The sequence below is a fragment of the Knoellia sp. B-D-2 genome (assembly GCF_057714695.1).
Map to the genome: position 1 here is coordinate 1,514,627 of NZ_CM173189.1, position 11,897 is coordinate 1,526,523.

The following is an 11,897-nucleotide window of genomic DNA, read 5'->3' on the forward strand; positions in this document are numbered from 1 at the left end:
CTGTCAATATAGATGGGTGTCTATTTCTGTGACCGCGCCGACGACCCGCCCCTCCGACAGGCCCTGGCGTGCTACGCCCCCCTCGCGCGGGAGGCGTTGACCACGGATCAGGCCGAGCAGGTGTCCGGGCTGCTCAAGGCTCTCGTCGACCCGGTCCGCCTGCGCCTGATGTCGATGGTGCTGTCCCACCCGGAGGGCGAGGCCTGCGTCTGCGACCTCACGCCGGCGTTCGACCTGTCGCAACCGACGATCAGCCACCACCTCAAGGTCCTGCACGAGTCGGGCCTGCTCGACCGGGAGAAGCGCGGGGTCTGGGTGTACTACCGGCCCAGCCCCGACGCGATGTCGGCCATGACGAGCCTGTTCGCCACGGTCGACGGATCGTCGGGCTGCTGAACGCGCGCCTGGCCCACAACGCAGACCACCCCGAACCCGTGATGGGTTCGGGGTGGTGCTGATGTCCGGGGACATCGGGATGTTGTGCGCAAGGGGGGATTTGAACCCCCACGCCCTTTCGGACACTGCGACCTGAACGCAGCGCGTCTGCCGTTCCGCCACTTGCGCTGGGAACTGGACCAGTGTGCCGCACGCACCCACCCGCCTCCAAACCGCGCCCCTCCCCGCCGGTCGACTACCGAACCCCCGCCGTGAGGAGGGAGACCGCCCGCCCGACACCGTCCTCGCTGCGCACCTGCGCACCGACCGCCGCCGCCCGCGGCGCGCACTCACCCCGCGCGAAGCCACGCAGCACCTCCGTCAGCCACCCGAGCGACAGCTCGTGCCGCCGGATCGGCCGGGCGGCCACCCCGAGCTCCCACACCCGTCGCCCCCAGTACGGCTGGTCGCCGATGTGCGCCACCACCGCCTGCGGCACGCCCGCCCGCACCGCCGCACCGGTCGTGCCCGCCCCGCCGTGGTGGACGACGCCCGCCATCCGCGGGAGCAGCCACCCGTGCGGCACGTGCCCGACGTCGCGCACCCACTCGTCGTCGAGCGACTCCAGCCCCGCGGACCCGCGGTGGAGGACGACCCGGACCCGGGCGGCGCGTGCGGCGTCCGCGACCAGTCGGCTGATCCGGTCCGCGTCGCGCGTCGACATCGACCCGAACCCGACGTACGCGGGACGCGAACCTCCCTCGACGTATGCCGTCAGCTCCGGGTCCGCGACCGCCGTCACCTCGTCGTCGAGGAACCAGTAGCCGGTCACCTCGGGGTTGCCGCGCCAGTCCGGCGCCGGAGGAACGACGAGCGGCGAGGCGGCGAGCAGCCCCGGCGTCCGCCGGATCGCGTCGAGGACGCCGCGGCGGCCGGTCGGCGCCAGCCCCAGCTCGGCCCGCACCTCGTCACCCGGTGGTGAGAACACCGAACCCACCACCTCGAGCAGCGACCGTCCGGCGACGTGGTTGAGCCACGAGGACCGCCCGGGCAGCACCGGCTGCAGTCCCGACGCGCCGAGGCGGGTCGGCCGCATCGGGGCGAACTCGGCCACGACGTGGCGCCCACCCCCGACCGAGGCGAGGGCGTCCGCGGCGTGGAGCGTCAGCAGCCCGCTGAGCCAGAGGTCGGCCGAGCCGGCGAGCGGGAGGAAGGCGCCGGCATACTCCTCGACGCTGAGGCGCACGAACCGCTTGAGCGCACGCAGCTCGAGGAACGGGTTGCTGCTCGAGTGCCCCAGCCACGCGACGCCGAGCTCGGAGCCGATGAGCTCCTCGATCCGCAGCCCGGCCGGGACGAACTCGAGCCCGTGATCGGTCACCAGGTCCTCGAAGTCGTCTCCGGCACAGATCGTCACCGCGTGCCCGGCGCGGGCCAGCCCGGCACCGAGCGCGACCATCGGCTGCACGTCCCCTCGCGACCCGGCCGCGAGGACATTGACCTTCACGACAGGCGGATCCGCCCGACGTGGTGCCAGAAGCGCTCCCTCACCTGGTGCCGGCCGGCGTCGTCGATGTCGTCGCCGCCGGACCGGCTCGCCAGGTCGAGAAGCAGCGCGCGGTCGAGCTCCCCGGGGATGGCCGGCTGCGAGGCCCGCAGGTCGGCGAGCGACGCGGGCGTCGCGGTGCGGCACCAGGACGACACGACGGCATACGCGACCGCGTCGAAGAGCGCCACGCCGACCTCGCCACCCGCGCTCGCCGACCAGCCCGGCGGTGGCGGGAGCACGAGCTCCGTCGCCCGCCTCTGCCCCAAGAGGGACGGGGACGGCGACTGCGGCGGTGAGTCGGCCGGCTCGCTCCCCGGGACCGGCTCGCTCGATGCCTCGCTCGCGTCCGTCACCGGAACCGGTTCTCGCGCAACGACATCGACCACCGTCTCGTCGAGGTCGAGGTCGAGGTCGACGTCGGGGTCGACCTCGCTCGACGCGACCTCCGGCGCCTCGACGTCCTCCTCGCCGTCGCCCGTCGTCGGCACCAGCCCGGGAGGCAGGGCCCGCGAGCGCACGCACGTGTCGATCGTCTCGGTGTCGACGAGCAGCTCGCTGTCGGCTGCGCGGCGCAGGTGCTTGGACACCGCGTGGGAGAGGCCGTTGACGCCGGGGACCGAGAGCAGCTTCACCTGGACGCCGGCGCCCTGCGCCTCCTCGACCGCCTCGGTGAGGTCGTCGTCGCCGGAGACGAGGTAGACGACGTCGGCGACACGCGACCGGCCCTGGAGGGCGAGGTCGAGGCCGAGGCGCACGTCCACGCCCTTCTGCTCGCCGGCATACGACAACCTGCCGAGACGCAGCTTGACCTGAGGCAGCAGACCGATCTGGTCCTGGTGGTGGTCGGGCTGGCCGCCGGGGCGGGCGCCCGAGTCGTACCAGTTGACGCGCAGCACGGGCAGCCCGGAGTCGGCCTCGACCTGCGACACGAGCGCGGCGACGAGACCCGGGTAGTCGACCTCGACGCTGCTGCGCAGGGAGGAGCCCGTGACCCTGGTCGCCGCTGACGCGAGGAGGTAGCCGACATCGACGTAGACCGCGCACCAGGACCTCATGGCCCAACTCTCTCAGCCACCCGACCGCGGCGAAGCCACACCGGGGAGGAGGGCTCCTCACTATCGTGGGCACGGCAGGTGTGTCCGCCCCACGAGAGGACCCGCAGGATGAGCTCCAGGCCCGACCCCACCCCCCTCTGGCGGGCACGGGAGGACAGCGGCGCCGGCGAGCTCGACGCCGCCACCGTCGACCGCATCCACCGCTGGTGGCGGGCGGCGAACTACCTCTCCGTGGGCCAGATCTACCTGCTGGACAACCCGCTGCTGCGCGAGCCGCTGCACCGGGACCACGTCAAACCGCGCCTGCTCGGCCACTGGGGCACGACGCCCGGCCTCAACTTCCTCTACGCCCACCTCAACCGGGTCATCGACGAGCGCAAGCAGCCGACGATCTACATCACCGGGCCGGGCCACGGCGGCCCGGGGCTGGTGGCCAACACCTACCTCGAGGGCACGTACAGCGAGACCTACCACGACATCACGCCGGACGAGCCCGGCATCAAGCGGCTGTTCAAGCAGTTCAGCTTCCCCGGCGGCATCCCCTCGCACGTCGCCCCGGAGACCCCCGGCTCCATCCACGAGGGTGGCGAGCTCGGCTACGCCCTCTCGCACGCGTACGGGGCGGCGCTGGACAACCCCGGCCTCCTCGTCTTCGCCGTCGTCGGCGACGGCGAGGCCGAGACCGGCCCGCTCGCGACGAGCTGGCACGCCAACAAGTTCGCCAACCCCGCCACCGACGGTGTGGTGCTGCCGGTCCTCCACCTCAACGGCTACAAGATCGCCAACCCGACCGTCCTCGCCCGGATCAGCCACGACGAGCTCGAGTCGCTCATGGTCGGCTACGGCCACACGCCGTACTTCTTCAAGGCCGGGTTCGACGACGAGGCGCCCGAGGCCTACCACCGCCGCTTCGCCGAGCTGCTCGACGAGGTCATGGACCACATCGCCGCGATCAAGGCCGAGGCGGCGCGCGTCGGCGCCGACGAGGTCGAGCGGCCCCGCTGGCCGATGATCGTCTTCGAGCACCCCAAGGGCTGGACCGGTCCCAAGACCATCGACGGCAAGGTGACCGAGGGGCACTGGCGCAGCCACCAGGTGCCGCTCGCGAGCGCCCGCGACACCGACGAGCACCTGCAGAACCTCGAGGACTGGCTCCAGTCGTATGCCGCCCACGAGCTCTTCGACGAGGACGGCCGGCTCGACGAGGACATCGCGTCGCTGGCTCCCGAGGGTGAGCTGCGGATGGGGGCGAACCGCCATGCCAACGGCGGACTCCTCAAGCGTCCACTCCGGCTGCCCGACTTCCGTGACTTCGCGGTGCCGGTCGACGTGCCCGGCGGCACCATGGCCGAGGCCACCCGCGTCCTCGGCAACTGGCTCGCCGAGGTGATGCGCGCCAACCCCGACAACTTCCGCATCTTCGGGCCCGACGAGACCGCGTCGAACCGGCTGGGCGGGGTCTTCGACGTCACCCCGAAGCAGTGGAACGCGGCATACGAGCCGTTGGACGAGGGCGAGCCCATGGCCCGGGTGGGCAAGGTCCTCGAGATGCTCAGCGAGCACCAGTGCCAGGGCTGGCTCGAGGGCTACCTGCTCACCGGGCGGCACGGGATGATGAGCAGCTACGAGGCGTTCATCCACCTCGTCGACTCGATGTTCAACCAGCACGCCAAGTGGCTCAAGGTCACCAACCACATCGAGTGGCGCAGCCCGATCGCTTCGCTCAACTACCTCCTCAGCTCGCACGTGTGGCGCCAGGACCACAACGGCTTCAGCCACCAGGACCCCGGCTTCATCGACCACGTCGTCAACAAGAAGGCCGACATCATCCGGGTGTACCTGCCGCCGGACGCCAACACCCTGCTGTCGACGTGGGACCACCTGCTGCGCTCGGACCAGTACGTCAACGTCGTCGTCGCCGGCAAGCAGCCCGGGCCGACGTGGCTCCCGATGGACGAGGCGATCATGCACTGCACTCGCGGCCTCGGCATCTGGGAGTGGGCCGGCACCGAGGGCGCGTCGGCGGAGTGTGACGTCGTCCTCGCCTGTGCCGGCGACGTCCCCACCGTCGAGGTCATGGCCGCCGTGCACCTGTTGCGGGAGAACCTTCCCGAGCTGCGCGTGCGTGTCGTCAACGTCGTCGACCTCATGCGCCTGCAGGACGAGTTCGAGCACCCGCACGGGCTGAGCAGCCGCGACTTCGACACCATCTTCACGCCGGACAAGCCGGTGATCTTCGCCTACCACGGCTACCCCTGGCTCATCCACCGCCTGACCTACCGCCGCACCGGGCACGAGAACCTCCACGTGCGCGGCTACAAGGAGGAGGGGACGACGACGACCCCCTTCGACATGGTGATGCTCAACGACCTCGACCGCTACCACCTCGTCATCGACGTCATCGACCGCGTGCCGAGCCTCGGGTCACGCGCGGCAGGGCTGCGGCAACGCATGCAGGACAAGCGCTTCGAGGCGCGGGCCTATGCCATCACCCACGGTGAGGACCTCCCGGAGGTGCGGGACTGGGTCTGGTCCGACGCGGGCGAGACCGGGGCCGCCGAGGGTGGCCCGAACGCGACCCGGGTCGCGGAGACCGGCGGCGACAACGAGTGACCGTCTCTTCTCCCCCCGACTGATTGCCCCACAGGAACAGATCCGGCCTTCCCTCCTCTCGACGTGTTGCGCAGAGGAACTGGGTCCTGATCCCCCGCCGCCGGGCTGGGCTGGCCGTGGTGCGCGATCAATCGGGCCTGGGCGGTGTGCGCAATAAGTCGGGGTTGGGGCGCTTGGCGGACCGAGGAGACCGGCTCACCCTGCCCCGACTTATTGCGCATGAGGAACAGGCCCGGCCCGCTGCCGGGCTGGGCTGGGCTGGGCGGTGTGCGCAATGAGTCGGGGGTGGGGCGCTTGGCGGACCGGGGGTCGGGTCAGGCTCCGGGCGCGGGGACGGGTCAGGCTCCGGGCGCGGGGAAAGGTCAGGCGCGGGTGTGCTCGATCGTGCGGGAGACGTGCTGCTGCGCGAGCCGGCGCAGGGCCACGAGGACCGGGTCGACGAGGACGGTGCCGAGGACGACGTGGCGCACGGCGGCCTCCGGCTCGCTGGGCACCGACCGCACGTCGACCTCCGCCACTCCCTCCATGTGGTCGGCGTAGCGGTCCAACCGCTCCTCGTCCAGCCCGATGCCGACGGAGTCGCAGGCGGCCCAGGCGCGCTCGAGGTCCTCGATGAACGGGTCCGCGGGGTCGACCTCCCATCCGCGCCGGTCCATCCACTCGTGGACCCGACCTCGCGGAACGACGACGTCGTCGCACGCAGGGCCCCCGGTCCCGTCCCCGGCGAGGGTCCGCTGCGCGGCCTCGAGCACGTGCAGCCGGTCCTCGCCCGGGGAGGTGAGGACGTCGACCACCCGCTTGACGCGCGCGAGGGACATCCCCCCGACCTCGGTGAGCGCCCGGACGAGGCGCACCCGGTCGACGTGCGTCACGTCGTAGTCCGCCTGCGTCCGGGACAGCGCCCGACCCGGGTGCAGCAGCCCCTCGCGCTGGTAGTACTTCAACGTCGCGACGGCGACACCGGTGGCGTCGGACAGCTCGGCCAGCCGCACGGCATACCTCCTGGATCTCGGTTCGTCACGGGAATCCCTTGACATTGGATAGTAGCGCTCCCCAAACTGGTCGAGTATCAGATAGTTTCACTATCCCAGAGGAGCGACATGTCCGCGCCGTACACCCGCACCACCCACACCTACGACGGCGACCTCGTCGTCTTCCACATCGGCATGACCTTCCGCAGGCTCCACCGACCCGACCTGTGGATGCCGGTCTTCACCGCGATGCCGAGGATGCTGGCCGAGCTGGAGCGCAACAAGGCCGCCGCCGCCCGGGGTAAGGCGGAGGACCTCGGCTTCCTCGGGGCGCGTCAGTATGCCGGCGCGAGAGGGCCGCTCGTCGTCCAGTGGTGGCGCTCGACCGAGCAGCTCTACGCCTACGCCAGCGCAACCGATCACGCCCACCTCCCGGCCTGGCGGGCCTTCAACCAGGCGGTTCGGAAGAGTCCCGGAGCCGTCGGCATCTGGCACGAGACGTATGCCGTCCGCGCGGGCGAGGTGGAGACGATCTACGGCGGCGCCGAGGGGATCGGCCTCGGCGGGGTCGTCGGGACGGTGCCGCTCGAGCGCCGCGGTCGCAGCGCCCGCGAGCGGCTCGGTTCGCGCGTGGCCTGACCGGTCGCGAGGGCGGTGATGCAGGTCACCGAGGTGCCCTCGCAAGTCAGGACATAGGTCCCATCCGCATCTCTCGCAGTGCACCTAACGTCGTAGGTACCGGAGGGAACGTCCCCCCGACCACCTACCAATTTGGAGGTAGACACCATGGCAACCACCAAGCACACCGAGGCGGTCCGGGGCATCGACACGACCCGCACGCACTCGCACGATGCCGACGGCATCACCCACATGGAGGACGTGGTCCGCAACCCGGTCGCCCGCTGGGCGCTCGTCGCCCTGCGCTACGTACTGGGCTTCACCTTCCTCTGGCCCTTCCTCGACAAGCTCTTCGGCCTCGGCTACGGCACGCCGGCCGAGAACGCCTGGATCGACGGCGGATCCCCGACCACGGGCTTCCTCACGAAGAACCCGGCGGTCGTCGAAGGTCCCTTCGGTGACTTCTTCGCCAACTTCGCCGGCGGTGTCTGGGACTGGCTGTTCATGTTCGGCCTGCTCGGCATCGGCGTCGCGTTCCTCGCAGGAGCGGGCATGAAGATCGCCGCCTGGGGTGGCACCCTGCTCATGGCCCTCATGTACTTCGCGGAGTTCCCCATCGGCCGCGACGGCGAGGGCTTCACCAACCCGATCTTCGACAGCCACTGGATCGAGGCGCTGGGACTCATCGTCCTCGCCTACACCTTCTCCGGTGACAAGCTCGGCCTCGGTCGCTGGTGGAGCAGGATCGTCGGCAACGACAGCATCCTTCGCTGACCCCCTGAACCCGGCCGCCGCATCCCCTCCGGTGCGGCGGTCGACTCATGCCCGGACGGGCCTGCCGTCGACCAGGGGGACGTCGAGCAGTTCTTGGAGGTCGGTGAACGAGATCCCGAACAGCTCGCGCACCTCGACCCCCACCGTGGTGAGGACGAACGTCGCGAGGTCGGTGTAGACCCGCGAGACGCAGGCCACGCCGGTGAGCGGGAAGGTGCACTCCGGCACCAGCTTCGGCGTGCCGTCGCGAGCGAGGAGCGTCATCATGACGAACGTCTCCTTCGCGCCGAGCGCGAGGTCCATGGCGCCCCCGACGGCGGGGATGTCCTCGGGCCGTCCCGTGTGCCAGTTCGCGAGGTCTCCGGTCGCCGAGACCTGGTAGGCGCCGAGCACGCAGATGTCGAGGTGGCCGCCGCGCATCATCGCGAACGAGTCGGCGTGGTGGAAGTAGGACGCCCCCGGCAGCTCGGTGACGGGGATCTTGCCGGCGTTGATGAGGTCGGGGTCGACCTCGTCGCCCTGCGCCTCGGGACCCATCCCCAGCATCCCGTTCTCGGTGTGGAGGGTGATCCCCGCCGCGGGGTCGAGGTGGTTGGAGACGGTGGTCGGCAGCCCGATCCCGAGGTTGACGAACGCGCCGTCGGGGATGTCCGCGGCCACCTTCGCGGCGATGCCGTCCTTGTCGAGCGGGGTGCCGTGTGCCGGCTGCCGCGTGTCGGCCGTTCCTGCGCCGGTGGTCACCGTCCTTCTCCGGTCACTCGCACGACCCGGTCGACGTAGATCGCCGGGGTGACGACGTTCTCGGGGTCGAGGCCGCCGACGGGCACGACCTCGGCCACCTGGACCACCGTCGTCGTCGCCGCTGCCGCCATGATCGGGCCGAAGTTCCGGGCGGTCTTGCGGTAGGTGAGGTTGCCGGCCTCGTCGGCGACGTGCGCCTTGACGAGGGCGACGTCGGCGCGCAGCGGCAGCTCGAGCACGTAGTGGCGTCCGTCGATCTCGCGGACCTCCTTGCCCTCGGCCAGGAGCGTGCCGTAGCCCGTCGGCGTGAAGAACCCGCCGATTCCCGCCCCGGCCGCGCGGATCCGCTCGGCGAGGTTGCCCTGGGCGACGAGCTCGAGCTCGATCTCGCCCGCCCGGTACTTCTCGTCGAAGTGCCACGAGTCGCTCTGGCGGGGGAACGAGCAGACGACCTTGCGCACACGGCCCTCGCGGATGAGGGCCGCGAGCCCGAAGTCACCGTTACCGGCGTTGTTGTTGACGATGACGAGGTCCCGGGCCCCGCTCTCGATGAGCGCGTCGATGAGCTCGACCGGCTGACCCGCGGCGCCGAAGCCGCCGACCATGACGGTCGCGCCGTCACCGACCCCGGCGACGGCCTCGGCCGCCGTCGCGACGAAGTCGACCATCAGCGGTCGTCCGGTGCCAGCGCCGACGGGTGCTGAGCAAGGGGTGGACGTCGATCTGCATGAACGGGAAGAGCGGCAGGTTCCACAGGATCTCGTGCAGCCGGTCGTGACTGGCAACGTCGAAGATGCTGAGGTTCGCGTACCGGCCCGGCAGCCGCCAGATGCTCACCCACTCACCGCCGTGTTGGAGGTCCTGGCTGTACGCCTTCTCGCGGGCGAGCGTCTCGGTTCGCACGTCCTCGTCGAGGTCGCGCGGGATGTCGATATCCATCGTCACGGCATACAGCACGTCAGGCCCTGTCGAGGTCGAGGGTGAAGTCGTAGGTGACCTCGGCCCCCGTGCCGTCGGCCTTGGCCGTCGGCGACAGGATCAGCTCGGGCTTGGTGGCCGAGGCGATGTCGGAGTCGAGGTACTCGCCGCCCTCGAAGTAGAGCTGCGTCGTGATCGTCTGGTGTCCCGGCGCCGCGACCTTGAGGTGCAGGTGGGCGGGGCGCCAGGCGTGCCAGCCGGCCGCGGCGATGATCGCGCCCGTGGCCCCGTCGTGGGGGATCTGGTAGGGCGCGGGCTGGACCGTGTGCGCCATGAAGCGACCGTCGTCACCGGTGGTGAAGCTGCCCCGGAGGTTCCACTCGGGCAGGGCGGGGGCGAACTGGCTGTAGAAGCCGAGGTCGTCCGCGTGCCACAGCTCCACCGTCGCGCCGACGAGCGGCGTGCCGTCGACGGACCGGACAACGCCGCCGAAGTCGAGCGGGGTGCCGGGCTCGTCGTCCCGCTGCGGCAGGGTGCCCTCGGCGCCGAGGTTCGGGGAGTTCGGGACGTAGAACGGACCCTCGATGCTGCCCTTGGTGCCGTTGCGCTCCTTGTTGACCGTCTCCTCGACGACGTGCTCGACGAAGACGTCGAGGAACAGCGGCCACTCGCCGTCCTCCCCGACCTGGATGAGCCACGCCTTGAGGGCGTCGTACTCGTCGTAGGTGACGTCGTGCTCCCGGATGACGTCGTGGAGGGCCTTGAGCGCGGCCCCGGCGACGGTGGAGACGCGCTCCTGGTCGATGGCCCCGCCGGACTTCTCCTTCTCCTTGAAGTAGCGGGTCGCGTCGGCGCCGGTGACGGCGGCCTTGGCGTCCGTCTCGTCGAGCTGGTGGGTCTCGGAGGTCTGGGAGTTCATGGGACTGCCTTTCATCGGTGACGGCGTCGTTGCCGTCGGTGGGGAGGAGTTCAGATGTCCTTGCGGTAGTGGGCGAGCTTGTCCTCGTCGACCTCGATGCCGAGGCCGACGCCCTGGCGCACCCGGAGGGAGCCCTGCGAGATCACGAGCGGCTCGGCGAGCAGGTCGTCGGTCTGGTCGAGGAAGTTCGACAGCTCGGCGGGTCGGCGGGCGGTGCTCGGGAACGCCGCGCCGAACGCCGCCGCGCACAGCGAGCCGATCTGGGTGTCGATCTGGTTGCCGATGACGACGTCGACACCGAGCCCCTCGCAGAGGCCGACGATGCGCTGGCTGGTCGTGAAGCCGGTGCGCGAGGTCTTGATGCTGATGCCGTTGGCCGAGCCGCCGAGCAGCTCGCGGGTGACCTCGCCGGGGCGGGCCACGCTCTCGTCGGCGAACATCGGGATCGTGCTCTGCGAGACGAGCCAGCGACGGCCGAGCACGTCGTCGGCGTCGGTCAGCTCCTCGGCGAAGGTGAGGTCGAGGTCGGCCATCTGGCGCAGCGCCCGCGCGGCGTCACGGGCGGTCCAGCCGCGGTTGCCGTCGATGTAGAGCTCGACGTCGGGTCCGAGCGCCTCGCGCAGGGCGCGGACGGCGGCGACGTCGTCGGTGAACGGGTCGCGGCCGACCTTGACCTTGAACGTCGTGATGCCGTACTCGTCGCGGATCCGCTCGGCCTCGGCGACCATCTGCGCCGGCGGGGCGAACCCGACCATGTGCGAGACCCGGAGCCGGTCGGTGAAGCCGCCGAGCAGCTCGCTCACCGAGACGCCCAGCGACTGGCCGATGACGTCCCAGACGGCCATGTCGATGGCCGCCTTGGCGACGGGGTTGGCGACGGTGCGGTTCAGCCGTGCGTGGACGACCTCGCGCTCGAGGATGCCGAGGCCCTGGATCGCCGGGGCGAAGCGGTCCCGGATGACCGAGGTGACCGACGCCTGGGTCTCGCCGTAGGTGAACGGGCGCGGCGGGGCGTCGGCGTTCCCGACGAGACCGTCGTCGGTGTGGACCCGGACGAGGACGTGCTCGGCGGCGAGGATCTCGCCGCTCGCGAAGCGCAGGGGCTTGCGGTAGGGGATCGCGTAGGGGATCGCCTCGACTGCGGTGATCTTCACGTGAGCTCCAGGGGATCAGCCGGCGCCGTTGTCCGGGTCCTCGAAGTCTGCTCGCTCCACCATGCCGTGTGAAGGACACACTTCGTCCCCATTGAGAGCCTGCGCCTCTCAACCCCAATCCCCGTATGCCGTCCCCACACCCCCGACTTATTGCGCCACAGGCCGCTGTTGACCGACTGATTGCGCCACAGGAACGGGCGGGCGCCCGAC

The 11,897-nt window shown here is 70.8% G+C and carries 12 protein-coding genes and 1 tRNA gene; 4 read left to right on the plus strand and 9 right to left on the minus strand.

Annotation, left to right across the window (positions count from 1 at the left end; all coding sequences use genetic code 11):
* Window positions 1-12 precede the first annotated feature (12 nt).
* The gene (locus AC3EU2_RS07250) at window positions 13-396 is read left to right on the plus strand and encodes an ArsR/SmtB family transcription factor (RefSeq protein WP_488179040.1); all 384 of its coding nucleotides are present in this window, start codon (window positions 13-15) and stop codon (window positions 394-396) included.
* A gap of 85 nt (window positions 397-481) precedes the next feature.
* On the opposite strand, the gene AC3EU2_RS07255 is transcribed toward AC3EU2_RS07250, so the two are convergent.
* The 3 genes from AC3EU2_RS07255 to AC3EU2_RS07265 all read right to left on the minus strand — a co-directional run bounded on the left by AC3EU2_RS07255 (window position 482) and on the right by AC3EU2_RS07265 (window position 2,979).
* Window positions 482-564: transfer RNA gene (locus AC3EU2_RS07255), tRNA-Leu, on the minus strand.
* Between the two features lie 67 nt (window positions 565-631).
* Complete coding sequence (locus tag AC3EU2_RS07260) at window positions 632-1,882, minus strand: glycosyltransferase (RefSeq protein ID WP_488179041.1); 1,251 nt, start codon at window positions 1,880-1,882, stop codon at window positions 632-634.
* On the minus strand, window positions 1,879-2,979 hold the full coding sequence (locus AC3EU2_RS07265) for an NYN domain-containing protein (RefSeq protein WP_488179042.1): 1,101 nt from the start codon (window positions 2,977-2,979) through the stop codon (window positions 1,879-1,881). The genes AC3EU2_RS07260 and AC3EU2_RS07265 overlap by 4 nt, the downstream gene beginning before the upstream one ends.
* A gap of 108 nt (window positions 2,980-3,087) precedes the next feature.
* Between AC3EU2_RS07265 and AC3EU2_RS07270 the strand changes: the two genes are divergently transcribed.
* Entirely contained in the window at window positions 3,088-5,592 is a 2,505-nt protein-coding gene (locus tag AC3EU2_RS07270) for a phosphoketolase family protein (RefSeq protein ID WP_488179043.1), read from the plus strand.
* A gap of 362 nt (window positions 5,593-5,954) precedes the next feature.
* Here the strand turns inward: AC3EU2_RS07270 and AC3EU2_RS07275 are convergent, their stop codons facing one another.
* Window positions 5,955-6,584, minus strand: coding sequence for a MerR family transcriptional regulator (locus AC3EU2_RS07275; RefSeq protein WP_488179044.1), 630 nt, complete (start codon window positions 6,582-6,584; stop codon window positions 5,955-5,957).
* Window positions 6,585-6,692: 108 nt separating this feature from the next.
* On the opposite strand from AC3EU2_RS07275, the gene AC3EU2_RS07280 reads away from it, so the two are divergent.
* Together AC3EU2_RS07280 and AC3EU2_RS07285 are read left to right on the plus strand one after the other, a co-directional pair.
* Complete coding sequence (locus AC3EU2_RS07280; protein ID WP_488179045.1) at window positions 6,693-7,202, plus strand: DUF4188 domain-containing protein; 510 nt, start codon at window positions 6,693-6,695, stop codon at window positions 7,200-7,202.
* 147 nt (window positions 7,203-7,349) lie between these two features.
* Window positions 7,350-7,955 carry a DoxX family protein gene (locus AC3EU2_RS07285; protein ID WP_488179046.1) on the plus strand — a complete coding sequence of 202 codons (606 nt, stop codon included), beginning with the start codon at window positions 7,350-7,352 and terminating at the stop codon, window positions 7,953-7,955.
* A 45-nt stretch (window positions 7,956-8,000) separates the two neighbouring features.
* On the opposite strand, the gene AC3EU2_RS07290 is transcribed toward AC3EU2_RS07285, so the two are convergent.
* From AC3EU2_RS07290 to AC3EU2_RS07310, 5 genes are read right to left on the minus strand one after another with little or no spacing between them, the layout of a single operon-like run.
* Window positions 8,001-8,696, minus strand: coding sequence for a 3-oxoacid CoA-transferase subunit B (locus AC3EU2_RS07290; protein ID WP_488179047.1), 696 nt, complete (start codon window positions 8,694-8,696; stop codon window positions 8,001-8,003).
* Window positions 8,693-9,364, minus strand: coding sequence for a 3-oxoacid CoA-transferase subunit A (locus AC3EU2_RS07295; protein ID WP_488179048.1), 672 nt, complete (start codon window positions 9,362-9,364; stop codon window positions 8,693-8,695). The genes AC3EU2_RS07290 and AC3EU2_RS07295 overlap by 4 nt, the downstream gene beginning before the upstream one ends.
* Entirely contained in the window at window positions 9,315-9,635 is a 321-nt protein-coding gene (locus AC3EU2_RS07300) for a muconolactone Delta-isomerase (protein ID WP_488179049.1), read from the minus strand. Before AC3EU2_RS07300 ends, AC3EU2_RS07295 begins: the two co-directional genes overlap by 50 nt.
* A gap of 19 nt (window positions 9,636-9,654) precedes the next feature.
* Window positions 9,655-10,533, minus strand: a complete 879-nt coding sequence (catA, locus tag AC3EU2_RS07305; protein WP_488179050.1) for a catechol 1,2-dioxygenase — start codon at window positions 10,531-10,533, stop codon at window positions 9,655-9,657.
* A gap of 50 nt (window positions 10,534-10,583) precedes the next feature.
* Window positions 10,584-11,687, minus strand: a complete 1,104-nt coding sequence (locus AC3EU2_RS07310; protein WP_488179051.1) for a mandelate racemase/muconate lactonizing enzyme family protein — start codon at window positions 11,685-11,687, stop codon at window positions 10,584-10,586.
* Window positions 11,688-11,897: the final 210 nt, after the last annotated feature.